This is a genomic window from Streptomyces sp. NPDC048516 (assembly GCF_043199875.1).
Lineage (GTDB): Bacteria > Actinomycetota > Actinomycetes > Streptomycetales > Streptomycetaceae > Streptomyces.
Genome location: NZ_JBICWS010000026.1, coordinates 19,421 through 44,100 on the forward strand (window position 1 = coordinate 19,421; position 24,680 = coordinate 44,100).

Consider the following 24,680-nt stretch of genomic DNA (forward strand, 5'->3'; position numbering starts at 1 on the left):
ACAGGGCAACTCCTGTTACGACCACGTTGCGGCAAAGGCGAAAGGACATAAACCGCAAGCCTCGAAGCAACAGCAGCGCGCTCAGAGGTCGTTTCTCCCGTTGTTTCATCCCGGAATCAGTGGTTGATGCGGCCTTGCGGGGTCGCGGCGGGAAGTCGTACGGCACATAGCGCCACTGCACGGCGGTGCGGTCCGCGTACAGGATTGCGTTCATGATCTCACGCAGGTCGTGTTCAGGTGGGCGGCCGCAATCCCAAGCATGTCGGCACCGCCCGGCCCGCCAGGCCACCAGAAATGGCTCGATCGACTCCCAGCGGGCATCGGAAAGGTCACTCGGATACGCAGCGCGGGCAGATGACGCAGGTCAGGGTCGCCTTGCGGGCACGGTGTCCTTCGTCACCAGCGTATTGCCGGACAGCAGAGCCGGTAGAGGTCGGCCTCGCTCAACAGGTCGCGGTCGGACGGAGTCTGCTGTGTCAACGGAAATACCACGGCACCGTGGACCCGGCATTGCCGGCGCCTCCGCCACCGGAGTCGCGGTGACGCCAAAGCGGCAGTGGCGCTACGTCCCCCGGCTGCCGCCGTCGCTGCCGAACAGCTGCGGCGCGCGGCCGGCCAGGCGAGGCAGCCCCTCCCGGCCACGCGGGATGCCGGGTGGGGCCGCTCCGGAACGTTGGTCATGGACGTGGTGTGTGTCAGCCGCCTGCGAGCGCCGTCCGGGCCGGCGCGGTATCGGCCCGGCCCTTTTCGTACACCGTGAGGCCGCGGGCCAGGTGGAGAGGTACCAGCAGTAGTTCGACGATGAGGGCCTTCCAGGCGTAGACGAGGTTGACGGCTTTGGTGGCGTAGACGCAGGGGATGTTCAGCAGCACCGCCGGCAGCGGGAGTTTGCGTCGGCGGGCGGCGTAGATGAGGGGTGGTGTCGTCAGCAGGAGTTCGGCTCCGGCCCACCAGGCGAAGGCGAGTGCGGGTGGCTGGTCGGTGGTCGCGGCGATCACGAAGGGGGTGGCCCACCAGAGCGGTGCGGTGAGGATTTCCAGGAGGGCCAGCAGTACCCAGAGGGCCAGCAGGGGTTTGTGGCGGAGCAGTTGTCCGAGGTGGAGGCGGACGTTCTGGCAGAAGCCGGCCATCCAGCGCCAGACCTGTTTACGGAGGTAGGTGAGGTCTTCCGGGTCGGCGGCCAGGGCGACCGCGTCGGAGACGTAGACCGCGCGTCTGCCCGCGATCTGCTGCGACCAGGTGAAATCCATGTCCTCGACGATGGTCCGTTCGGGGAAGCCGCCGAAGGCCGTCAGATCGCAGAGACGGAAGACGGAGCAGCAGCCCGAACACACCATGGGGCTGTTGGCGCGGGCCTGGATCGGGCGGTGCCAGTGGAAGCCGAAAAGGTACTCGGTCGAGCGGCCGCGCTCCCAGATCGTGCGGGTATGGCGGGTGCGGACCGTGCCTGCCGCTACCGAGACGCTTGGGTCGTCGAAGACGGGCAGGACTCTCTCGATGTAGTCCGGTGCGAGGACGGTGTCCGCGTCGACGGCCAGGACGAGGTCGGTGGTGCAGTGTGGAAGGGCGTAGTTCTGCGCCTTGGCCTTGCTGCCGAGATTGCGGGGCGGGCGTAGCACCGTGACGCCGTGTGACGCTGCCACCTCGCCCGTACGGTCCGTGGAGGCGTCGTCCACGACCAGGATCCGGTCAGGCCGGAGCGTTTGGTGTGCCAGCGACTCCAGTGTGGCCGGCAGCCCTTCCTCCTCGTTGTGAGCGGGCACGATGACGGTGATGGTGTGCAACTCGATCTCCCCCTGTCTTGCGGATTGCGCCGACTACGACCGTGAACAGTCCGATCAGGCCGTAGACCATGGTGCTGATGCCGATGAACGGCAGTCCTCCGTGCATGTCACCGACGGTAGGGGGAGGAGCCGCCCGATGGTTGCGGAGGCTACCTCCTGTGGATAACCAGTCGGGGAGGAGTCATCCACAGGAGTTGCCAGGACGGGGGCCCGTGCAGGAGGAGCGGGTCAGCGCGCGTGGGAGCGCGGGGAGCGTGGGGAGCGTGGGGTCACGCGTCTTCTGGGGTGGCCGGGGTTCCGGCCGCCGGGCCGCCGGGCTGCGGTGTGAGCAAGCGGGTGCGGAAGAGGTCGAGTACGTCGTCCAGCGCGGCGCGGGTCGGCTGGCCGGGTTCGTCGATGAGGTGCTCGGTCAGCACGGAGTGGGGTGGCAGCACGGCATCGGGGTTCGCGGTGTCGTCGTCCAGTTCGACGGCGGTGAACGCCGCGCCGAGTTCGCGGCGCAGGAAGGCGAACCGGTCGCCCGGTACCAACCGGTCCGAACGGAACCGCAGCCCCATGACCCGGAGGTCCGCACGCTCGCAACGGCCCCGCACGGCGGCCAGGTCGCCGGCGGAGATATCGATACCGGCGGCCCGGCTCCGGGTGAGAGGCAGCGGCAGGGACGGCTGGGACAGCACGGGGGCGAGAAGGCGCTCATCGGCCGCCATGGCCAGGGCGAAACCGCCGGTCAGGCACATCCCGACAGCTCCGACGCCGGGGCCGCCGCAGCGCTGGTGCTCATGCGCGGCCAGGGCCCGCAGCCAGGTGACCACCGGGGAGGACTTTCCCGTGGCCAGCACGGTGAACTCCCGGCTCACACACACCTTCCACAGGGATGAGGCCGTGTAGAGCCCGGACTTCAGCCGGCCGGCGGACGCAGGGTCGGCATCGCGGCCGGGCGTGCCGAACAGCACCGGGAGCACGGCCGTGCAGCCGAGGGCGGCGACACGTTCCGCGAACGCCAGCACCTTGGGCGTGATGCCGGGTATTTCCGCCATCACGATCACCGCGGGCCCCGTGCCGCGCCGCAGAATCCGGCGGGTGGCGCCGTCATGGGTGAAGGTGCTGCGGTCAAAGCCGGTCAGGTCGTGATCTGCCATGGATTCGGATTACCACCGTCCTGGTCGATTGCGTGGGTCGGGGTCCGTCCGCACACGTACGCCTCGCCCCCGCCCGGCGCGGCTCAACGCGAGGTTATCCAGCGTCGCTTGTGGCGCGCACCTGCGTTCGGTACGCCGCCCGGACCACCACCCGCGCCTGCCCCTCGCAAACCCCCGCACCACTGCCGCGGAACACCATGACGCCGGCCGCCGCGCCCCGTGGGGGCGAGCGCGGCGGCCGGCGGGTGGAGCTGAGGTGGTCAGGTGACTACTTGACGACCTTCAGCAGCTTGTTGGGCGTACCCTCGCTCGGGTTGCTGATCTTGCCGGCCGTGGCGCCGGCCGTCAGGGCCTTCTCCACGTCGGCCGGCTTGGCGTCCTTGTGACCGGCCAGGTAGACCGCGGCAGCACCCACGACGTGCGGGGTCGCCATGGACGTACCGGAGATGGTCTTGGTGGCGTCGTCGCCGCTGTTCCAGTCCGAGGTGATGTCGGAACCGGGGGCGTAAAGGTCCACCGCGCTGCCGAAGTTGGAGAAGTCGGACTGCTCGTCGTCCTTGGTGCTGGAGGCCACGGTGATGGCCTCCTTGACGCGCGCCGGGGAGCTCTGGCCCGCGTCGGAGGACTCGTTGCCCGCCGCGACGCCGAAGGTGACACCGGCGTCGATGGCCTTCTTCACGGCCGTGTCCAGCGCCTCGTCGACGCCGCCGCCGAGCGACATGTTGGCGACCGAGGGGCCCTTGTGGTTCTTGGTGACCCAGTCGATGCCCGCGACGACCTGCTCGGTGGTGCCGGAGCCCTGGCCGTCGAGGACCTTGACGGCCACGACCTTGGCCTTCTTGGCGACACCGTGCTCGGTACCGGCGATGGTGCCGGCCACGTGCGTGCCATGGCCGTTGTCGTCCTCGGCCTTGCCGCCCTTGTCGATGGCGTTGAAGCCGTAGGACGCGCGGCCGCCGAAGTCCTTGTGGCTGATGTGGATTCCGGTGTCGATGACGTAGGCGGTGACGCCCTCGCCCGCGGCGTCGGGGTAGGCGTACTTCTTGTCGCCCTTGGTGTCCGCCTGGTCGATACGGTCCAGGCCCCACGACGGCGGGTTGGCCTGGCTGGCGTTGATGTGGAACTTCTTGTTCTGCACGACCTTGTCGACGGACGGGTCGGCGGCGAGCTGCTTGGCCTCTTCCGTGCTCAGACCGCTTGCCGAGAAGCCGTCGATGGCGGAGGAGTACTGCCGCTTGACCTTGCCGCCGTACTTGGACGCCAGGTCACCGCTCTCGGCGGTACGGACCGACTTCTTCAGCATGACGATGTAGCTGCCGTTCACGGCGCCCTTGGCCTCGGCTCCGTAGATCTTGCCTTCGGCTGCAGGCGACGCACCCGCGGTGACCGCGGTGACGGCGGCGATACCAGTGGCGGCTACCGCGGCGGATATCGCCGTGACGAGCCGCTTCTTGCTGGAACGCTTGTGAGCCATTGCGAGGATTCTCCTCGTTCGTGGTGTGGGGGAAAGCGTTGCGCAATAGCCCGACGAGACCGGAAGATCTGCGCCGGACTGGTTCGAAACCCTGTCTGATTGATGAGTTCAATTCAAGGCTCGCCAGAGCGTGTGAGATAGCCAACAAGGCCGGTGAATTGGGAAAGGTTTCAGAAGTGGTCAAAAGGAACGGCTAGTTGAACCGGACCGACTCAACTCCGTTTACACAGCCGCAATGGAGGGTGACGTCGAGGTGGACGACACCTGCGGCCGGCCGCGGCCCGCCCGCCGGATGAGGGGTGTCACGAGAGTGCTTGTCGCGCTCATGACGGCTTTCTTCAGGGCCAGTTGAGAGATATGCGGTCAGGTGCGCGCCGCGCCCCTCATCGCTGATAGCGGGCCAGGACCAGATTGCCGTCCCGGACGAGGCGCCTGCGCACGGTGTCCAGGTCGACGGCCCCGCTGTAGTACTCCTGCAGGCCAGGGGTGGCGATCTTGTCCTTCCACTCCGGGTAGCCACGGACGGACTGGGCCGGGGCGGAGCGCAGGGAGCTCGCCAGCGCGGTGCCGGTCGCCCAGTCGTACCGGGCGACCCGGAGTGCCGGATCCCTGAGCGCTTCCCGTCCCGTGGGCAACAGCCAGTCCCCCAGTGCGAGCCGGACCATGTTCGGCGGGCGGAGGAGGAAGTCGATGAAGGCCATCGCCGCCTCCTTGTACGGGCAGTCCTCGGCGATCGACAGCGTCTGCGGGCTCACCCCCTGGTCCGGGGTGGTGCCCCGGGGAGCGGGCAGCACCGTCCAGTCGAAGCCCTTGGGCGCCTGCTGGGCGATCTGCTGACGGTAGGAGAAGCCGAGCGGCACCATGGCATAACGCCCGGCGAAGAAGCCCGGGAGGGTGTCGGAGCCGCCCATGCCCAGGGTCGTACGGGAGGCGCTGCGGTCCACGTTCACCTGGTCGTGGATGGTGCGCGGCACCACCTGGTCGGCGGGGCCGAAGCGGACCTCCACCTTTCCGTCGGGACGACGGTGGAACATCCGGCCGCCCGTGGACAGGGCGAGGTTCAGGGTCGCCGAGACCGGTTCCTTCAGGGGCCAGGCGACGCCGTGGCCGGTGCCGTGGGTCAGCCGCCGCGCCGCCTCCCTGAACTCCTCCCAGGTCCAGGGGCGTTCGGGCGTCGGGATGCGCACGCCTGACCGGTGCAGCTTCGCGCGGTTCGCGATCAGCACCCGCGGTTCCTGGAGGAACGGGACGCCGTACACCCGGCCGTCGAAGGTGGCGGTCTCCCAGCTCCGCTGCGGGATGTCGCGTCTCAGGCGCGGCGGCAGGAGAGAGCTGAGGTCGGCGAGATTCCCGCCGTAGGCGAAGTCCGCGAGGTCGTCGGCGGCGTCGTGGATGACGTCCGGCGCCTCGCCGCCCTCGAAGGAGGTCAGCAGCTGGTCGTGGACGGTGGGCCAGGCACCCTGGACGTACTGCACCTGGACCTCGGGATGCTGTCCGTTCCATGCTGCGACCAGGTGCTTGGTGGCCTTGAGGGAGTCCTGCTGCCAGGCCAGCGACTGGAAGCGCAGAGTGATCCGGCCGCCGGACGCGTGCCGTCGCCGGTCGCCGGAACAGCCCGGCAGCAGCCCCGCGGCGGGCAGTGCGGCGGCGGCCGCGAGCAGGCCCCGCCGGCTGAAACGAGCCGTGGGCGCGGGGGTGTTGTCGCCGCGGGGCATCAGCTCTTCACCGCCCCGGCGAGCATCCCGCCCGTGATCCGCCGCTGGATGACGGCGAAGAGGAGCAGGCTCGGGAGGGTGGCGAGGAGTGCGGCGGCGGCGAGCGGCCCGAGGTCGGCAACGCCCTCCGCCCCGAGGAAGTGGGTGAGGACGACCGGCAGCGTCTGCTTCCCGGGTGACTTGAGCAGGACCAGGGCGAAGAAGAATTCGTTCCAGGCGGTGATGAAGGCGAACAGCGCGGTGGCGACGATGCCCGGCGCGAGCAGCGGTGCGGTGACCGAGATGAGCGTACGGAGCCGGCCGGCGCCGTCCACGGCCGCCGCCTCCTCCAACTCGGGTGGCAGGGCGCGGACATAGCCGGTCAGCATCCACAGGGCGAACGGCAGCGACCAGACCACATAGACCATGATCAAACCGGTCCGGGAGTCCACCAGATGGAGTCCCTTCAGGATCAGGAAGAGCGGGATGATCACCAATACCAGCGGAAAGGCCTGGCTGATCACGACCCAGCCGGTGGCCGCCCGCGAGAGGCGGTTGCGGTAGCGGGCCAGGACATACGCCATCGGGGTCGCCAGCACGATCGCGATCAGCGCGGAAACCGCCGCGGCCAGCAGGCTGTTGCCCGCGGCCGCCGGCAGTGGCTGCTGGGTGAAGGCCTGCCGGAAGTTCTCCAGGGTGGGCGCCTCGGGGATCCACGTGGGGTGGATGCTGCCGAGTTCACGCGGTGGCTTGAAGGCGGTGGAGATCAGCCAGAGGAACGGGAAGGCGAGGAAGGCGAGATAGGCGACGAGGGCGGCGTACTGGCCGGTGCGGGTGGCGGTACGCCGGGCGGTGGGAGTGGCGGTGCGCCGGGCGGTGGGGGCGGCACGGTGTTGGCGGGTGCGGGTGGTGGCCGTGTGCCGTCGGGCGGTGGGGGCGTCCCCCGTGCCGCTGCTCTCCCCGCCGCTCACCGGTCGTCGTCCCCTCACCGGTCGTCGTCCCCCTGCAGCCGGCCGGCCAGGTAGACCGCCAGCAGGACCGAGATCACCGCGACCATGGCCAGGCCCATCGTGGCGGCATAGCCGAACTGCCCGTAACGGAAGGCCTCTTCGTACGCGAAGAGCATCGGCAGCCGGGTCCGGCCGCCCGGCCCGCCGTCGGTCAGCACGAAGACCAGGGCGAAGGAATTGAAGTTCCAGATGAAGTTGAGCGCGGTGACGGCGAGCGCGATGGGCCTGAGCGCGGGCCAGGTGACCGTACGGAAGCGGCGCCAGGCGCCCGCGCCATCCATCGACGCGGCCTCGTGTAGTTCGCGGGGCACGTTCTGGAGGCCGGCCAGGAGGGTGACGGTGGTCTGGGGCATCCCGGCCCAGATGCCGACGACGATGACCGCGGGCAGGGCGGTGGCCAGGCCGCTCAGCCAATCCCGGCCGTCGGGGGCGCCGGACAGTCCGAGGCTGCGCAGCGTCTCGTTCAGGATGCCGGCGTCCGGGTGGTAGACCAGCCGCCACATGATGCCGACGACCACCTCCGGCATCGCCCACGGGATGATCGCCAGCGTCCGGGCCGCCCAGCGCAGCCGCAGCGGGAGGTGGAGCAGCAGGGCGAGGCCGAGGGCGAGGAAGAACTGCGGGACGGTGACCCCGAAGGCCCAGACCAGCCCGATCCGGAAGGAGTCCCAGAACAGGGTGTCGTGGAAGAGGTCGGAGAAGTTCAGCAGCCCCACGAAACGGGTGGCCTGGGTCCGGCCCGACTGGGCGTCGGTGAAGGCCAGTCCGATACCGTAGAGCAGCGGGCCCACGCTCAGTACCAGGATCGGGATCAGAGCCGGCAGCACGAGGAACCAGGCGCCGTGAGCACGCCGGATTCGGGCGGCACGGTCCGCGGCCGCTGCGGGAGACCGCCGTGGCGCGGTCGCCAGGGTCACGGCCGCAACTCCCCGCGGCGTGGCCCGGCCGGTCTGCCGTCGTGTGCCCCCGCGGTCGGCACCCCTGCCATCCCGTCCCCTCTCCCCCGTCTCTCCCCCATCGGCCGTTGCCGGCCGCTTCCGGTCGCTTTTGGCCGTTCCCCGCCGCCACCGACCACTGCCGCTCGCTCCCGGCCGCCGTCATCGTCGTGACGGCGGCCACATCCCGTCAAGGTCCTGGCCGGATTCCTCGGAGGATCTTCCACGTCGGAGGTCTTCCGGGCTGCTCCGGCGGACCTGCAACACTGGTCGCGTTCACGCACCGCAGGAGGTACCCCAGGAGGCACCCGATGACCGAACCGAGCCCCGCCGCCTTCACCGAAGCGCGCGCCCGGGACGTACTGGCCTCGGCAGGACGCCCCGATGCGGCGGCCGACGCCGCGTTGCTCGCGCTCGGCGAGAACGCCGTCTTCGCCCTCGGCGACAACGGGCCGGTCGTACGGGTGGGCCGCAGCGCCGAACTCCTGGAGCGGGCCGAACGGGAACTGGCGGTGGCGCGGTGGCTGGCGGCCGAGGGGGTGCCGGCCGTACGGGCCGCGGAGCCCGTGGCCACCTTGGTCGACGGACATCCCGTCACCTACTGGCACCGGCTGCCGGAGGCCGTCCGGCCGGCCGGGCCGGACGATCTCGCCGTCCTGCTGAAGCGGGTCCATGCTCTGCCGGAGCCACCGTTCGCGCTGCCGCGGCGCGAACTGCTCGGTGGCGTCGAGCGGTGGCTGCGGCTGGCCGACGACGCCGTGTCGGCCCCCGACGCGGAGTATCTGCGCGGGCGGCGGGACGCCTTCGCGGCGGCCGCCACGGCCCTGGAACCGCATCTGCCCCGCGGCCCCATCCATGGCGACGCGCTGACCCGCAACGTTCATGTCGGGCCCGACGGACCGGTGCTGGTCGACCTGGAGACCTTCTCCTCCGATCTGCGGGAACACGACCTGGTCGTCATGGCGCTGAGCCGGGACCGCTATGGCCTGTCCCCGGACGCGTACGACACCTTCGTGTCCGTTTACGGCTGGGATGTACGGGACTGGGAGGGATGCGCCGTGCTGCGTGGCTCCCGGGAGACGGCGAGCTGTGCCTGGGTGTCCCAGCACGCGCCCGGAAACCCGGCGGCGCTCAAGGAGTTCCGGCGCCGGATCGCCTCACTGCGCGACAAGGACGCGACGGTGCGGTGGTATCCGTTCTGAGGCGCATGGCCGGAGGCCTGATCCGGGCTTCCCGGAGCGGAGAGAAGCGGGAAGAAGCAGAGGGGTGCCCGGAGGAGCCGGGAGAGGGGCCCCCACCCGCTGTCTTCGGGAAGTTCGCGGGCCCCGGCACGCGGCACGGCCGTGACGACGCCCTCCGCTCTCGCTCAGGCCTCGGCTTCGGCCGCGGCCCCGGCCTGGTACGGAATCAGGGGCCAGGCCCGCTCGACTATCGCCCGTGGGTCGCCGGAGCGCCGCAAATACGCCTGGAACGAGGCGGCCTGTTCGGCGGCCGCCTGCTCCTGGAGCGCGTGGAGGGCACGGGGCGAGGGGATGGCGACGGCCGGGTACGTCTCCCCGATGCGCCGGGCGACCCCGGCCGCGGCCGCCGCGTCGGCGCCCGCTTCATGGGCACCGTCCAGCCGGACGCCGTAGTGGCCGCAGAGCGCCTGCAGTGCACGCTTTCCCTTGCGGTAACGGTCCACATGCTTGTCCAGGACGAGGGGATCGATGACCGGCGCGGGGGCGTGTCCGAGACGTTCGGTCAGCGTCGGCAGGCCGTGGCGCCGGCACTCGCGGTCCAGGAGGGAGAGGTCGTAGCGGGCGTTCATCACCACCAGAGGGATGTCCGCGCGCAGGGCCTCGGCCAGCGCCTCGGTGATTTCCTCTATGGCGGTGGCCGGCGGGCGGCCGTGTTCTTGGACATATGCGGTGGATATGCCGTGAATGGCCGCCGCTTCCTCGGGAATCGGAACCCCCGGGTCGAGCAGCCAGGTCTGCTGCCCGGCCGCGCGGCCGTCCCCCTCCAACCGGATCAGCGCGGCGGTGACGATACGGTCCCGCTCGACATCGGTGCCCGTGGTCTCCAGGTCGAAGCTGACCAACAGCTCCTGATGCCAGCTCATGCCGAATCCTCGCTACGCTCGCTCATGCGGCCTCCTTCGGTGGTACTTCCCCCGTTGCTCGCCCACTCTCCCACGCACCACTGACAATCGACCGGCCGCATATCGCGACGGGGCAGCCACGGGCGGCCCGCAGCCCTAGGCTGACCGCCATGGACCTACGGCTGGCAGGACAGGGCGCGCTGGTGACGGGCAGCAGCTCGGGGATCGGGGCGACGATCGCCGGGATGCTGGCGGACGAGGGCTGCGACGTCCTCGTCCACGGGCGCAGCGCGGGAGCCGCGGCGGCCGTCGCCGAGCAGGTCGCGGCCCGCGGCGTACGGGCCGAAGTGGTGCTCGGGGATTTGACGGAGCCGGGCGTCGCCGAGCAGGTCGCCCTCACCGCACGAGACTTCGGGGCCCGCATCCTCGTCAACAACGCCGGTCCGTTCGCGGAGCACGACTGGGAGAGTTCCCGGCCGGCCGACTGGCGGGCCGCCTTCGAGGGGAACGTGCTGCCGACGGTGCGGGTCAGTCAGACGCTGCTGCCGTCGCTGCGGGCGTACGGGTGGGGCCGGGTGATCACCATCGGCAGCCGGGCGGTGCGGACCCCACTGCCCAACATGGTGGCGTACTCCGCCGCCAAGGCCGCCGTGGTGAACATGACCACCAGCCTGGCCCGGCATCTCGCCGGGACCGGTGTCACCGCGAACTGCGTGAGTCCGGGGGTGATCGCCACCCCCTCCATGTCCCGGATGTTCGAGGAGCGGGCGGCCGGGGGCGAGGGCCCCGGGGCGGGCCCGGAGGGCGGACCGGACGAAGCGGAGATCGTTGCGGAGTACGCGCCCAACCCGAGCGGGCGGCTGGGGCGCCCGGAGGACATCGCCGCCGCGGTCGCCTACCTTGCGAGCCCGCTCGCCGATTACGTCAACGGGATCGAGCTGCGGGTCGACGGAGGCATCACGGGGACCCCGTAAGACGCCTCCGCCGCCCCGCGGACACGGTCAGGAAACCGGCCGCGAATCCGCCCACATGCTCTCGAATTCCTCCCGGTAGGTCTCGAAGAGGCCGTGGTCACCGTCCCGGGCGTCCTGGCGGACGACCTCCCGGCCGCCGCCGCGGAGGACGAGGACGGGGGACTCCATGCCACGGCTCTTGCGGAGGTAGGGCTGGACAACGGCCACGCCGTCGGGGCCGTCCCCGTCGACGAGGTAGGCGGTGAAGCGCGGAGTCTCGTCGAAGACCTGGATCTCGAAGGCACCGGGGTCGCGCAGCCGGGCGCGTACCCGTCGCATGTGGAGGATGTTCATCTCGATGGAGCGGCTCATCTCGCCCTTCTTCAGGCCGATTTCGCGCTCCCGGCGGCGGACCGCGCTGCTGGCCGGGTTGAGGAAGAGCAGGCGGACACGGCAGCCGGATTCGGCGAGCCGGACCAGCCGGCGCCCCGAATAGTTCTGGACCAGGAGGTTCAGCCCTATGCCGACGGCGTCGAGCCGGCGGGCGTTGCCGAACAGGTCCTCGGCGGGGAGCTGGCGCTGCAGCCGCACCCGGTCGGAGTGCACCCCGATCACGTCCGCGTAGCGATCGCCGACCAGGTCCTCCACCGCGTCGATGGGCAGCCGTCCGGAGATCCGGGTGCCGACGCCGGAGCCGAGGATGTCCAGGAGGCGGGCGGAGGCGCGCTCGGCCTGGGCGAGGACCGTCTCGGACAGGGCGCGGTTGCGCGAGACGATGTTGCGGGCGACCTCGAGTTCGTCGAGGGCCAGCTCGACCTCGCGGCGGTCGTCGAAGTACGGCTCGAAGCAGGGCCAGTGCTGGACCATCAGTTCGCGCAGTTGCGGCAGCGTCAGAAAGCTGACGATGTTGTCGTCGGCGGGGTCGAGGAGGTAGCCCTTGCGACGGCTGACCTCGCGGACGGCGACCGCGCGCTGGACCCACTCCTGCCCGGCGGGACCGGCCGCCGCGATGACCCATTCGTCGCCGTGCACCGGCTCGTAGATGGGCCGCAGCACGGCCGCGACGACGGCCCGCAGCCGTTGCTCGACGAGATTCAGCCAGATGTAGGCGCGGCCGGCCCGCCGGGCTCGTGTGCGCACCTCGCTCCAGGCGTCGGCGCCCCAGTCCAGCTCCGCCCCGATTTCCAGCGGGCGTGCCAGGGACACCGCGCCGGGCGGTGCGTCGACGGAGCCGCCCTCATGGCCCTCATGACTCTCGTCACCAGGGGGCAACTCCAGCCCGCCGCTCACCTGCCACCGCCTTCCGAACCCCCGTGCCAACGATCAAGGCAGACTACTGCGGTGCGGGAGGCGGTGCAGCAGGATGGGTCGAGTCGGTTACCAACTCCCCTTACCCATAGTGCCCGTTGTGCCCGGACAGTGCGGGTGGAGTGAGCGGATTCATAGCGGTGACGTCACGGGGAACCAGCTGGAAGCCCTGCCAGTGAACAGGCATGGGCTCCTGGTCCTCGTCCCTGGCGATGTGATGGAACCCGATGTTGACCCACGCGATGGGGTGTTTCAGCGGCTGGCCGTTGACCCAGGTGTCGACGCTCTTGCCGGCCCGCGAGCCGCAGTTGGCCAGGTTGTTGCTGGCGAACTGCTCACATTTGTTGTACTCGGTGAAGTAGATGTCATGTGTGGTGTAACTGCGTCCGGTGTACCTGGTCGAGGGGCCCGGCACGATCTGGTACGAGCGCGGGTGGCCGTCCTGGTTCTTTCCGGTGTCGCTCACCACCCGCCACCAGCGCAGCGGGCCGGAGTCCCCGGCCAGCTCCTTGGTGACGGGGGTGCGGGTGGTGCGGATGGTGGGGGTGCTGCCGCCGGGTCGGATGGTGGTCGCGGAGTCGAACTGCTCGACCTTGTTGGCGGCGCTGCCGTCCAGGCCGAAGTTCAGCCGCCAGAAGACGTTGTGGCTGTGGCTGGTGGCGTAGTCCTTGGCGCCCTTGCCGATCGGCGTGCCACGGCCGTCGCCGGCGTCGAAGTCGCTGGGTGAGAGGGTGCCGGTGGCGCCGATCTGCAGGGTCATGGTGCCGTCGCCGGAGAACCGCCACTCGCTGATGTACTCGTACCAGCCGGTCTTGTTGACGGTGTAGAGCAGCAGGTCCTTGCCCTGGAGCTGGTAGGTCCTGGCGTGCTCGCCGGGGTAGGGGCCCACCCGGTAGGCGTGGCCGCGGGCGCGGGTGGTGGCGCACAGGCCGCTGACGTCGGGGTGCGCGGCGTCATAGGCACCGGGCACCCTGACCGTCTTGATGGTGCCGCCGGGACATTCGGCGGGATCGAGCTTCATCAGCCCCTGGGCGAAGCCCTGACCGGTGAGGTCGTCGTATTCGTTGCCGCCGTCGTCGTACGGGACGTGGATCTGGGCGAGTTTGGCGGTGGTGAGCACCTTGATCGGCGCGCGTTCGCCCTTGGGCTGGTAGGAGACGTCGTCCAGGACGAGGCCGGCATTGCCCTCGTAGTGCCAGCACATCCGCCAGACGGTGCCGCCCTCGAGCGTCTGGGTGATGCGGTAGGCGGCGCTGCAGCGGGGAGCGGGGGCGGCCGGGCCCGCACGGAGGGGGGCGCCGGGGGCTTCGGGGGCGGCCTGGGCGGCGGAGCCGGTCAGCAGGGCGGTCGCCATGAGCAGCACGGGGACGGCGGTGAGGGCCGCGGCACGGCGGCGCGGGCGGCGGGTACCGGCGGGGCGTCTTTCGGGCATACAAGGGCTCCCGGGGAAGGAGTGGCGGGGTCGGCGGTGCGCAGGGCGGTCAGCCGAGGCGGGCGACGGTACGGGCGCTGAGGTCGATCACCAAGCGGCGGGTGTCGATCCACGGGCCGTTCTTCACCTTGGTGAAGAGGCGGATACAGCGGTGTTCCCCGCAGTCGCCCAGGGCGCCCGGCGCCTCGCCCTCCGCGCGGCCGCGGTAGACGAAGCCGGTCACGGCGAGCGGGTCGGGACCGGTGAGGTCGCGTCCGGTGGCCTCCCGATAGTCCTGGCGCAGCCCGGATCCCAGCGGGTCGGCGATCAGCAGCCGGGACGCCTCGACGGCCTCGGCGTGGCTGGGCGGCGGCTGGACGCCGTGCTGGGTGTCCGCCGACTCCACCTTCGAGGTCGTGAGGTTGACGGTCGTGGTGAGGTAGCTGTCGCTCCGGTAGTCGTAGAAGGAGACCAGTGCCCGGCGCGGCGGGTCGGCGAGCTCGGCCTCCGCGGGGGCGGGCTCGGCCAGGTCGGTGGTGAGGGCTTCGGGCCCGGGCCGTCCGGTGACGTCGGCGGCGACGCCGCGCCGGGTGCGCGGCAGGGCCAGATCCCGGGCGCGCCTCAGTTCGTCGCCGGTGAGCGGATCCCGTCCCCGGCCGCGTTCCCCCTGCGGTCCGGCTGCCTCGACGACGCCGGGCGGCGGTGGCCCCGGATCGTGTCCCGGCACGGACGGGCCGGCCGCTCCGGGCCGGCTCCGGCCGCTCGCTCCGTCGGCGGCGTCCGCGCCGGCGGGCAAGGTGATCGCGGCCATGACGGCGGTGCCGGTCAGCGCGAGGGCGGTGCCCGCGAGGACCTTGCCGAGGTGGCGGTGCATCAGGTGGCGCACGGTTCCCCCCTGCTGTCACATTCCGTGACATGCATGTCGGATCCCCCGTCCGTCCTCCAACAGGACGACCAGTAGGACGATCCGACATCGCGACAGGTTGCTCCACCATTGAGCGGAGATCCCGCGAAAAGCCCTCTGTGTGCGAGAAGTTGCGAAAAGTTGGGGAAGGATTTCGATTCGTTTCGCGGATGTGCGTCGTGGAGTCGCCGCTGCGCCCGAGAAGAAAGTGGAAGAGTCTACCCATGCAGGTCTGGCCGGGACAGATGTATCCGCTGGGTGCCACCTATGACGGGGCGGGCACCAACTTCGCGGTGTTCTCCGAAGCCGCGAAGCGCATCGAACTGTGTCTGCTGCACGACGACGGTTCGGAGACCGCCGTCGAGCTGCGGGAGAGCGACGCCAATGTGCGGCACGCGTATCTTCCGGGGGTGATGCCGGGGCAGCGCTACGGCTTCCGGGCGCACGGTCCGTACGAACCGGAACGGGGGCAGCGCTGCAACTCGGCAAAGCTGCTGCTCGATCCGTACGCACGGGCCATGAGCGGCCGGATCGACTGGGACGAGGCCGTCTACGGCTACCACTTCGGGCGTCCCGAGGTCCGCAACGACCTCGACTCGGCGCCGCACACCATGGCGTCGGTGGTGGTCAACCCGTACTTCGACTGGGGTGACGACCGCCCGCCCCGCACCGCGTATCACGAGACGGTGCTCTACGAGGCCCATGTCAAGGGCCTGACGATGCGCCATCCGGAGCTACCCGACGAGCTGCGCGGCACCTATGCCGCGCTGGCGCATCCGGCGATCATCGACCACCTCACCAAGCTCGGGGTGACCGCGCTGGAGCTGATGCCGGTGCACCAGTTCGTCCAGGATCACCGGCTGGTGGACGCGGGACTGACGAACTACTGGGGCTACAACACCATCGGGTTCTTCGCCCCGCACAACGCCTATGCGTCCTGGGGCGACCGCGGGCAGCAGGTGCTGGAGTTCAAGACGGCGGTGCGGGCACTGCACCAGGCCGGTATCGAGGTGATCCTCGACGTCGTCTACAACCACACCGCCGAGGGCAGCCATCTGGGCCCGACGCTGTCGTTCCGGGGGCTGGACAACGCCTCGTACTACCGGCTGTCGGACGACAAGCAGTACTACATGGACACCACGGGCACCGGGAACTCGCTGCTGATGCGCAGCCCGCATGTGCTCCAGCTGGTGATGGACTCGCTGCGCTACTGGGTGCAGGAGATGCGGGTGGACGGCTTCCGCTTCGATCTGGCGGCGACGCTGGCCCGGCAGTTCCACGAGGTGGACCGGCTGTCGTCGTTCTTCGACCTGGTCCACCAGGACCCGGTCGTCAGCCAGGTGAAGCTGATCGCCGAGCCGTGGGACGTCGGCGAGGGCGGCTACCAGGTGGGGAACTTCCCTCCGCTGTGGACCGAGTGGAACGGGAAGTACCGCGACACCGTGCGGGATCTGTGGCGGGGCGAACCGCGCACCCTGGCCGAGTTCGGATCCCGGCTGACGGGTTCGTCGGACCTCTACCAGGAGGACGGGCGGCGGCCGCTGGCCTCGGTGAACTTCGTGACCTGCCATGACGGCTTCACGCTGCACGATCTGGTCGCGTACAACGAGAAGCACAACGAAGCCAACGGCGAGGACAACCGGGACGGCGAGCGCTTCAACCGGTCATGGAACTGCGGTGCCGAGGGGCCGGCCGACGATCCCGGCGTGCGCCGGCTGCGGGCGCGGCAGATGCGCAACTTCGTCGCCACGCTGATGCTGTCGCAGGGCGTGCCGATGCTCAGCCACGGGGACGAGTTCGGCCGCAGCCAGGACGGCAACAACAACGCGTACTGCCAGGACAACGAGCTGTCGTGGGTGCGCTGGCCGGAGCGGGGACCGGGCGGGAGCGCCGGCACACCGGGCGAGGCCGGGGCCACGGAAGAGGCGTACGAGGCGTCGGAGGCGGATGAGGCGTCGTCGGGGGACGCGGCACCGGAGAGGGACGCGGAGCAGTGGGCACTGCTGGAGTTCGTCCGGCAGATGGTGTGGCTGCGGCGCGACCATCCGGTGTTCCGGCGCCGGCGGTTCTTCCAGGGGCACCCGATGGAGGGCACCCACGACGAGCTCTCCGACATCGCGTGGTTCACGGCGGGCGGCGAGGAGATGGGGCCGCGCGACTGGCAGTCGGTGCACGCCAAGTCGCTGGCGGTGTTCCTCAACGGCAGCTCGATCTCCGAACCGGGTCCGCGGGGCGAAACGATCACCGACGACTCGTTCCTGCTGATGTTCAACGCCCACGACCAGGAGAAGGAGTTCATCGTTCCGGCGCACCTCGGCCGGCAGTGGCAGATCATCGTGGACACCGACCGGCCCCAGGCGGTGGCGGACGGCGGCGGCGCCAAGGTCAAGGCCGGCGACCGGCTGACGCTCATCGGCCGGAGCCTGCTGGTGCTGCAGCGGCCGGCCTAGCGGCGGCGGGGCGCCGGGCCGGGGAGCCGAGAGCGAGGACGAGGATCGCCGCGGCGGCTCCGACGGCGACGGCGAAGGCGGCGCAAGGGCCGTGGGCCTCGGCGAGCCGGCCGGAGGCGGCCAGGGACAAGGCCTGGCGCCATCGAGGCGCGCAGGCCGTGCACCGGACGGGGCATCCGGGCGCGGTCCGCACGCCCCAGGCACGGGACGTACGGAGATCTACGGCCGTTCCGCCCGCCCCGTTGGAGGAAAGGACGACGCTCATGCCGGGCAGGGAGGAGACAACGGGCCGTCAGCGGGGTACGGGTGTCCCCATGACGCAGCCACCGAGTCCGTCGCCGACCGCCACCTACCGGCTGCAGCTCCAGCCGGACTTCCCGTTCGCCGCCGCCGAGCGGGCGGTCCCGCATCTGGCCGCGCTGGGCGTCTCCCATCTGCATCTCTCGCCGGTCCTGGAGGCGGTGCCGGGGTCCACACACGGCTATGACGTGGTCGATCATGCGGCGGTACGGGCCGAGCTGGGCGGCGAGCAGGGGCTGCGGGCGCTGGCGGCGACGGCCAGGTCGCACGGCCTCGGGCTGGTCGTGGACCTGGTGCCGAACCATATGGCCGTGCCCGGGCCGGTGTCGCTGAACGGCCCGCTGTGGCAGGTGCTGCGCGACGGCCCGGCGTCCCCGTACGCGCGGTGGTTCGACATCGACTGGGACGCCGGACACGGCGGCCGGCTGCTGCTGCCGGTGCTCGGGGGCCGGCTCGGCGAGGAGGCGCGGCACTTCCGCGTCGAGGGCGACGTGCTGCGCTATCACGAGCATGCCTTTCCGCTGCGTCCCGGTACGGAGGGGCTGGAACTGACCCGCCTCCTGGAAGCCCAGTGGTACCGCCTCGCCTGGTGGCGGCTGGCCCGCAGTGAGCTCAACTACCGCCGCTTCTTCACCATTGCGGAGCTGATCGCGGTCCGTGCCGAGGACCCCGAGGTCTTCGAGGCGACCCATGGCACGGTGCTGCGGCTGATCCGCGAGGGCGTCATCGACGGGCTGCGCATCGACCATCCGGACGGCCTGGTGGATCCCGGCGGCTATCTGGCCCGCCTGCACGAAGGGACCGGCGGCCGCTGGACGGTGGTCGAGAAGATCCTCACCGGCGGTGAACTGCTGCCGGAGAGCTGGGCCTGCGCGGGCACCACGGGCTATGACGCCCTGCGCCACATCGATGGTCTGTTCGTCTGCCCGCAGGGCGCCGGACGGCTCTTCTCCCACTACCGGGACTTCGTCACCCCGCTGGCCGACGAGGGCGGCGACTGGGAGGAGACGGTGCGCCGGGCCGCGTACGAGGTCATCACGCACGATCTGGCCGCGGAGGTCGAGCGGCTGGTGCGAACCGCGGCCCGCGTCAGCGCCCGCGTCCCCGAGCCGGGCGACCATGCGCCCTGGGCGCTGCGCCATGCCATCCGTGAGCTGATGGTGCGGCTTCCGGTCTACCGTCCGTACCCCGCGGACCCGGGTCAGGCCGAGCAGGACGCGGCGATGCTGGGCACGGCCGCGGCGGGGGCGCGCACCGCCTTCCGGGTGCCCGAGGAGGCGCGGGCGGTGGATCTGATCCACGATCTGGCGCTCGGCCGGCTGCCGGAACACCCGGATCACGACCGCGGGGACTGCGCCGACTTCGCCGCGCGGTTCGCCCAGACCGCGTCCGCACTGCACGCCAAGTCCGTGGAGGACACCGCCTTCTACCGCTATCCGGTGCTGCTGTCGGCCTGTGAGGTCGGCGGCGCCCCCGGGGAACCGGCGCTTCCCCCGGAGGCGTTCCATGCGTACTGCGCACGGGTGCAGCGGGACCGTCCGGCGGCCGGCACGGTGCTCTCCACGCACGACACCAAGCGCAGCGCCGATGTCCGGGCCCGGATCGCGGTGCTGTCGGAGTGCCCGGACCGGTGGCGGGACGTGCTGGGCGCGATGGCCGAGGAGGCGGTGTGCGACGTCGGCGTCAGTGGGCAGGGCGGCGCGGGGCCGGCGGATCCGATGGTGTCGTGGCTGGCCTGGCAGACCGCGTTCGGCCTGGGTGCGCCTCGCGACGGAGCCGCGGCGGAGCGGGTGGCGCCCGCGGTCCTCAAGGCCGCACGGGAGGCCGGGCTGCGCACCTCGTGGACGGAGCCGGACACGGGCTACGAGGAGGCGGTCGAGGAGTTCGTACGCAACGGGCCGTGCGGTCCCACGGCCGCACCGCTCACCGCGCTGGACGAGGAAGTCGCCCCCTTCGTCCGCGCCAATGTGCTGGGCGCGGCGCTGCTGCATCTCACCATGCCGGGCGTCCCCGACCTCTATCAGGGCACCGAACGCGCCTATGCCGCACTGGTCGACCCGGACAACAGGCGGCCGGCCCGCTTCGGTCCGGAGCTGCTGTCCGAGCTGGACGCCGGCGTCGCGCCACGCGATCTGTCCGCCGAAAAGCTCCGGCTGACCGCCGCGGCACTGCGGCTGCGGCGCGCCCGTCCCCAGTGGTTCGGCGCCGCCGCGTCGTACGAGCCGGTGTACGCGGAGGGCCCGGCGGCCGAGCACTGTGTGGCGTTCTGCCGCAGCGGCCGGGTGCTGACGGTGGTGACCCGTCTGTCGCTGCGTCTGGTGGAGACCGGCGGCTGGTGGGACACCCTGCTGCGGCTGCCGCCGGGCGGCCCCTGGCGCGAGCTGCTGACCGGCCGCGAGCTGCCGGGGGGCGCGGCGGTGGGGCTGAGCGAGCTGCTGGCGGTGTCACCGGTGGCGCTGTTCGTGGCGGAGTGAGAGGGCGTCAGGTACCGGCGTCGCCGGTGGTCCCCGCCGCGCTGAGGTACCCGGTGAACTCCGCGGCGGCGCCGGTCAGTTCGACCCGCGAGAAGACGGTGATGTCGCGGTGCCAGGGCGGGTCGGTGGGCACCGACGCGCAGTCCAGGCCGAGGAGTTCATGGGCCGCGGTCAGCAGCACGCCGACGCCCGCCGCGGCCATCCGGACGGCGGTCGAGCTGTGCTGGGTGCGGACGGCGGTACGCGGTGTGAAGCCGGCCCGTTCGCACTCCAGGTCCAGCCAGCGCCGTCCGCCGACCAACGGCTCCAGGCTGCAGCGCACCCACGGGCGGTCCGCCAGCTCCGCGAGGCGTACCGACTCCCGGGCGGCGAGCGGGTCACCGTGCGGGACGACCAGCACCATCCGTTCCTGTCCCACGACCGTGACCGGCCCCGGCCACTCCCGCGGAGGCGGGCCGAGCGCCATATCGGCGACGCCGCGGGCCATCTGCTCGGACAACTCCTCGGTGGTGGCGTACTCATGGAGCACCAGACGCACGCCCGGATGCTCGCGGGCCCAGCGTGCGCAGACCTCCGGGAGGACCCCGATCGCCTGTGCGTGCACGGTCGCGATATGCAGTTCGCCGCTCCGGGCGCCGCCCGCCGCGAGCGCGGCACGGCGGGCCTGCCGGGCGCTGCGGACGGCGAGTTCGGCATGCGGGAAGTAGGCCCGCCCCATCGCGGTCAGCCGCACGCCGCGGGTCATCCGCTCCAGCAGCGGGCCGCCGACCTCCCTCTCCAGCGCCTTGATCTGATGCGAGAGCGCGGACTGGGTGACGTGCAGCGCCTCGGCGGCGCGGGTGAAGGACTCCCGCTCGACGACCTCGACGAGGTATTCCATCTGCCGCAGGCTCATGCCCGCCCCTCCCCCTGTGACCGGCCCGCCTCATGAAGCCACACCCCCATGAAGCCTCTGCATCAACTCCATAGAAACATTGCCTTGGACTCATCACCGCAGGTGGGCGGAGTCTGCTCACATGAGTCAGACAGACATGCACACGACGGACGTCCTCGTCATCGGCGGCGGCACCGGTGGCTACAGCACCGCGCTGCGCGCCGCGTCCCTGGGCCTGCGGGTGGTGCTGGCCGAGCGTGACCTGGTCGGCGGCACCTGCCTGCACCGTGGCTGCATCCCCAGCAAGGCCATGCTGCACGCCGCCGAGCTGGTGGACGGCATCGCGGAGGCCCGCGAGCGGTGGGGCGTCAAGGCCACCGTCGACTCCCTCGACTGGTCGGCCCTGGTGGCCACCCGCGACGCCCTCGTCGCCCGCAACCACCAGGGTGTGGTGGGGAACCTGCAGGCGGCAGGCGTACGGACCGTCCGGGGAACGGCACGGCTGACCGGCCCCCGCACCGTCCACGTCGAGGGCGCCGGGGAGTTCACCGCGCGGCGCGGCATCGTCCTTGCCACCGGCTCCCGGCCGCGCCTGCTGCCCGGCCTGGCGGCCGATGGCCGCCGCGTCGTGACCAGCGACGACGCGTTGTTCGCCCCCGGACTCCCGGCGTCCGTGGTGGTCCTGGGCGGCGGCGCGATCGGGGTCGAGTACGCGTCCTTCCACCGCTCCATGGGAGCCGAGGTCACCCTCGTCGAGGCGGCGGAGCGGCTGCTTCCGCTGGAGGACGAGGACGTCGGCCGCCAACTGGCGCGCGGGCTGAAGAAGCGCGGCATCGCGGTGCGTACGGGCTCGACGCTGACCGGCACCGAGCTGCTGCCGGACGGTGTGCGGGCCACGGTGCGCACCCCAGGGGGCCAGGAGCTGGTGATCGAGACCGAACGGCTGCTGGTGGCGGTGGGGCGGGTCCCGGTGACGGACGGGCTGGACCTTGCGGCCGCCGGTCTGCCGGCGGACGAGCGGGGGTTCGTCGTACCGGCGGACCGCTCGCGGCTGGAGACCGCCGTGCCGGGCATCCATGTGGTCGGTGACCTGCTGCCGCCGCCGTCCCTGGGGCTGGCCCATGCCTCGTTCGCGGAGGGCCTGTTGGTGGCCGAGACGCTGGCGGGCCTGCCGGGTCGGGCGGTGGACTACGCGACCGTGCCGCGGGTGACGTACTCCTCGCCGCAGACCGCCTCGGTCGGCCTGACCGAGGCCGAGGCGCGCGACCGCGGACTGAAGATCAAGGTCAACACCCTGCCGCTGGCCGCCACCGCCAAGGGCATGGTGCACGGTCAGGGCGGCATGGTGAAGGTGATCGCCGCGGCGGACGGGGCGGACGGCGATCGGGGGCTCTCCTGCGCATGGGGGTCCCCCCGCTCGAACGAAGTGGCGAGTGGGGGAGAAATGGAGAGCTCGGGGAGCACCGGCGCGGTGCTCGGCGTCCATCTCGTCGGGCCGCACGTCTCGGAGATGATCGCGGAGAGTCAGCTGATCGTGGCCTGGGACGCCGAACCGGCCGATGTCGCCGCGCACCTCCACGCGCACCCGACACTGTCGGAGGCGGTCGGAGAGGCGTTCATGACGCTGGCGGGCCGGGGACTGCACCAGCACACAACGTCGGCCCGGGCCACCGCCCGTTAATTCGGTTGCGGCCCCGCGCACGGCTGGCACCATGACCCCGTACGCCCCTTCCCCACACCAGGAGCACGGAATGCGCGGATTCCTCGGAACTACTCATCGCCCCAGCCGGACGACAGTTCTTGAGGAAACCCCTTTCCATGCTTGTTTCGCACACCCTGAACATCGGGATTCTCGCCCACGTCGACGCGGGTAAGACCAGCCTCACCGAGCGGCTGCTGTTCGACACCGGCGCCATCGGCCGGCTCGGCAGCGTCGACACGGGTGACACCTGTACGGACACCGGCGAGCTGGAACGGCAGCGCGGCATCACCATCCGCTCGGCCGTCGCCTCCTTCACCGTCGGCGAGGTGCGGATCAACCTCATCGACACTCCCGGCCATGCCGACTTCATCGCCGAGGTCGAGCGCGCCGTGGGGGTGCTCGACGGTGCCGTACTGCTGCTGTCCGCGGTGGAGGGCGTCCAGGCCAGGACCCGGGTGCTGATGAAGACGCTGCGGCGGCTGCGGCTGCCCACCCTGCTGTTCCTCAACAAGATCGACCGGGCCGGCGCCCGGGACGAGGCGCTGCTCGCGGACATCCGCCGGCTGCTGACACCGGCCGCCGTCCCGATGACGTCCGTGACCGGCCTCGGCACCACGCGGGCCGAGGTGGTGCCGTACTCACTGGAGGACCCCCGGGTCCGTGAGCGGATCGCCGAAGTGGTGGCCGAGGTGGACGAGTCGGTCCTGGCCCAGTTGGTGGATTCGGCGGGTCCGGCGGGTCCGGCGGGTCAAGTCGGTCCGGTGGGCCTGGCGAGGCCTGGCACCGAAGGGCGGGAGCGCGGCCGGGACGGTGCGGGGCCGGACGGGCCGGGGCTGACCGCGGACCGGCTCCGCGCGGCGCTCGCCGCCCGCACCGCCGACGGATCACTGCACCCGGTGTACTTCGGCTCCGCGCTCGGCGGTCAGGGCGTCGGCGCGCTCATCGAGGGCATGGTCCGGCTGATTCCGCCGGCGCCCGACCTCCCGGGCACCACTCCGCGGGGCACGGTCTTCGCCGTCCAGCAGCCGCCGAACGGCGAACGGGCCGCCCATATCCGGCTCTACGGAGGTGAGTTGCGGCCTCGGCAGCAGGTCGAGCTGCGCCGGGCGGGGGCGGACGGCGCCGACGGGCCACTGACCGGACGGATCACCGCTCTCCAGGTCGTCGGCCGGCCGCCCGGTGACGGCGGGCCGCTCACCCCGGGCAATATCGGGGTGGTCCGGGGGCTGCCCGGCGTCCGGACCGGTGACCGTCTCGGACCGGCCGCCGAGGACCCCGCCGACGACCCCGCCCGGGGCGCCCTGTTCGCCGCCCCCACCCTCGAAACCCTGGTCCATGCCCGCCGTCCGGCCCAGGCAGCGGCGCTGCGTGCCGCGCTGCTGGCGCTCGCCGACCAGGACCCGCTGCTACGGGCCCGCCCCGCGCCGGGCGGCGCGACCTCGGTGCTGTTGCACGGCGAGGTGCAGAAGGAGATCATCGCCGCCACCTTGCGCCAGGAGCACGGCATCGAGGCGGAGTTCGCGCCCAGCCGGGTGGTGTGCGTCGAGCGGCCGTCCGGGGTCGGCGAGGCCTGCCAGGAGATCGCCAGGCGCGGCCACACCGGTCCCTGGGCCACGGTCGGCCTCCGGGTCGAGCCAGGCGCCCGTGGCTCCGGCCCGGTGTTCACCTACGAGACCGAACTGGGCGCCCTGCCGCACGGCTTCCACCAGGCCATCGAGGAGACCGCGCTGGCGACCCTGCGGTGCGGACCGCACGGGTGGGCGGTGACGGACTGCCGGGTGGTGCTGACGCGCTCGGGTTTCGTCGGCCCGCTCAGTACCGCCGGGGATTTCCGCGCGGTCACGGCTCCGGTGCTGGGACGGGCGCTGCGGGCGGCCGGCACCCGGGTACACGAGCCGTACCACGCCTTCGAGGCCGAGGTCCCGCTCGCCGCGCTCGCCGTGGTGACCGCCCGTCTCGCGGCCCTGGGCGCCGACTTCGCCGAGACCACCGGCGGGCGGCATTTCTGGCTGGTCAGCGGTTCGCTCCCGGCCCGCCGGGTCCAGGAGTTCCAGGGGCTGTTGCCCGGTCTGACGCACGGTGAAGGGGTGTGGACGTCGTACCCGTCGGGCGACCGGCCGGTGCGGCGGGATGCGGCGCCACGCGGTGCGTCCGGATGAGGCGGCGGCTGCCGCGCCCCGGGCGG

The 24,680-nt window shown here is 71.5% G+C and carries 17 protein-coding genes and 1 pseudogene; 6 read left to right on the top strand and 12 right to left on the bottom strand.

Going from position 1 to position 24,680, the window contains the following annotated elements:
• Nucleotides 1-148: 148 nt before the first annotated feature.
• The 7 genes and pseudogenes from ACGFR7_RS33540 to ACGFR7_RS33570 all read right to left on the bottom strand — a co-directional run.
• Nucleotides 149-349 (bottom strand): annotated as a pseudogene (locus ACGFR7_RS33540) (transposase); the annotation flags it as partial.
• Between the two features lie 346 nt (nucleotides 350-695).
• Entirely contained in the window at nucleotides 696-1,784 is a 1,089-nt protein-coding gene (locus ACGFR7_RS33545; protein ID WP_393326632.1) for a glycosyltransferase, read from the bottom strand.
• Between the two features lie 269 nt (nucleotides 1,785-2,053).
• Nucleotides 2,054-2,923: a dienelactone hydrolase family protein gene (locus ACGFR7_RS33550; protein ID WP_393326635.1), complete on the bottom strand. Its 870-nt coding sequence runs from the start codon at nucleotides 2,921-2,923 to the stop codon at nucleotides 2,054-2,056.
• A gap of 268 nt (nucleotides 2,924-3,191) precedes the next feature.
• Nucleotides 3,192-4,397 carry a S8 family serine peptidase gene (locus tag ACGFR7_RS33555; protein ID WP_393326638.1) on the bottom strand — a complete coding sequence of 402 codons (1,206 nt, stop codon included), beginning with the start codon at nucleotides 4,395-4,397 and terminating at the stop codon, nucleotides 3,192-3,194.
• 383 nt (nucleotides 4,398-4,780) lie between these two features.
• Nucleotides 4,781-6,112: an ABC transporter substrate-binding protein gene (locus tag ACGFR7_RS33560; protein ID WP_393326641.1), complete on the bottom strand. Its 1,332-nt coding sequence runs from the start codon at nucleotides 6,110-6,112 to the stop codon at nucleotides 4,781-4,783.
• The gene (locus ACGFR7_RS33565; RefSeq protein ID WP_393326644.1) at nucleotides 6,112-7,062 is read right to left on the bottom strand and encodes a carbohydrate ABC transporter permease; all 951 of its coding nucleotides are present in this window, start codon (nucleotides 7,060-7,062) and stop codon (nucleotides 6,112-6,114) included. Before ACGFR7_RS33565 ends, ACGFR7_RS33560 begins: the two co-directional genes overlap by 1 nt.
• 14 nt (nucleotides 7,063-7,076) lie before the next feature.
• Nucleotides 7,077-8,018 carry a carbohydrate ABC transporter permease gene (locus tag ACGFR7_RS33570; RefSeq protein ID WP_393326645.1) on the bottom strand — a complete coding sequence of 314 codons (942 nt, stop codon included), beginning with the start codon at nucleotides 8,016-8,018 and terminating at the stop codon, nucleotides 7,077-7,079.
• Between the two features lie 329 nt (nucleotides 8,019-8,347).
• On the opposite strand from ACGFR7_RS33570, the gene ACGFR7_RS33575 reads away from it, so the two are divergent.
• The gene (locus tag ACGFR7_RS33575; protein WP_393326648.1) at nucleotides 8,348-9,238 is read left to right on the top strand and encodes an aminoglycoside phosphotransferase family protein; all 891 of its coding nucleotides are present in this window, start codon (nucleotides 8,348-8,350) and stop codon (nucleotides 9,236-9,238) included.
• 164 nt (nucleotides 9,239-9,402) lie between these two features.
• On the opposite strand, the gene ACGFR7_RS33580 is transcribed toward ACGFR7_RS33575, so the two are convergent.
• On the bottom strand, nucleotides 9,403-10,140 hold the full coding sequence (locus ACGFR7_RS33580) for an exonuclease domain-containing protein (RefSeq protein ID WP_393326650.1): 738 nt from the start codon (nucleotides 10,138-10,140) through the stop codon (nucleotides 9,403-9,405).
• 149 nt (nucleotides 10,141-10,289) lie between these two features.
• On the opposite strand from ACGFR7_RS33580, the gene ACGFR7_RS33585 reads away from it, so the two are divergent.
• Nucleotides 10,290-11,093 (top strand): SDR family NAD(P)-dependent oxidoreductase, encoded by an 804-nt coding sequence (locus ACGFR7_RS33585; RefSeq protein ID WP_393326653.1) that lies wholly within the window; start codon nucleotides 10,290-10,292, stop codon nucleotides 11,091-11,093.
• 27 nt (nucleotides 11,094-11,120) lie between these two features.
• Here ACGFR7_RS33585 and ACGFR7_RS33590 read toward each other — a convergent pair whose 3' ends face one another.
• The 3 genes from ACGFR7_RS33590 to ACGFR7_RS33600 form a co-directional block, all read right to left on the bottom strand.
• Nucleotides 11,121-12,362, bottom strand: a complete 1,242-nt coding sequence (locus ACGFR7_RS33590) for an SAV2148 family HEPN domain-containing protein (protein WP_393326655.1) — start codon at nucleotides 12,360-12,362, stop codon at nucleotides 11,121-11,123.
• Nucleotides 12,363-12,462: 100 nt separating this feature from the next.
• The gene (locus ACGFR7_RS33595; RefSeq protein WP_393326657.1) at nucleotides 12,463-13,812 is read right to left on the bottom strand and encodes a copper amine oxidase; all 1,350 of its coding nucleotides are present in this window, start codon (nucleotides 13,810-13,812) and stop codon (nucleotides 12,463-12,465) included.
• 49 nt (nucleotides 13,813-13,861) lie between these two features.
• The gene (locus ACGFR7_RS33600) at nucleotides 13,862-14,677 is read right to left on the bottom strand and encodes a Tat pathway signal sequence domain protein (protein WP_393326660.1); all 816 of its coding nucleotides are present in this window, start codon (nucleotides 14,675-14,677) and stop codon (nucleotides 13,862-13,864) included.
• A 242-nt stretch (nucleotides 14,678-14,919) separates the two neighbouring features.
• Here ACGFR7_RS33600 and glgX point away from each other — a divergent pair, with 242 nt between their 5' ends.
• A complete protein-coding gene (glgX, locus tag ACGFR7_RS33605; protein WP_393326661.1) occupies nucleotides 14,920-17,145 on the top strand; it encodes a glycogen debranching protein GlgX in 2,226 nt (741 codons plus the stop codon).
• 314 nt (nucleotides 17,146-17,459) lie between these two features.
• The gene (gene treY / locus ACGFR7_RS33610; RefSeq protein WP_393326664.1) at nucleotides 17,460-19,919 is read left to right on the top strand and encodes a malto-oligosyltrehalose synthase; all 2,460 of its coding nucleotides are present in this window, start codon (nucleotides 17,460-17,462) and stop codon (nucleotides 19,917-19,919) included.
• 7 nt (nucleotides 19,920-19,926) lie between these two features.
• Here treY and ACGFR7_RS33615 read toward each other — a convergent pair whose 3' ends face one another.
• Complete coding sequence (locus tag ACGFR7_RS33615; RefSeq protein WP_393326667.1) at nucleotides 19,927-20,814, bottom strand: LysR substrate-binding domain-containing protein; 888 nt, start codon at nucleotides 20,812-20,814, stop codon at nucleotides 19,927-19,929.
• A 121-nt stretch (nucleotides 20,815-20,935) separates the two neighbouring features.
• Here ACGFR7_RS33615 and ACGFR7_RS33620 point away from each other — a divergent pair, with 121 nt between their 5' ends.
• The gene (locus ACGFR7_RS33620) at nucleotides 20,936-22,474 is read left to right on the top strand and encodes a dihydrolipoyl dehydrogenase family protein (protein WP_393326670.1); all 1,539 of its coding nucleotides are present in this window, start codon (nucleotides 20,936-20,938) and stop codon (nucleotides 22,472-22,474) included.
• Nucleotides 22,475-22,611: 137 nt separating this feature from the next.
• Nucleotides 22,612-24,654 (top strand): GTP-binding protein, encoded by a 2,043-nt coding sequence (locus ACGFR7_RS33625; RefSeq protein WP_393326672.1) that lies wholly within the window; start codon nucleotides 22,612-22,614, stop codon nucleotides 24,652-24,654.
• Nucleotides 24,655-24,680 lie beyond the last annotated feature (26 nt).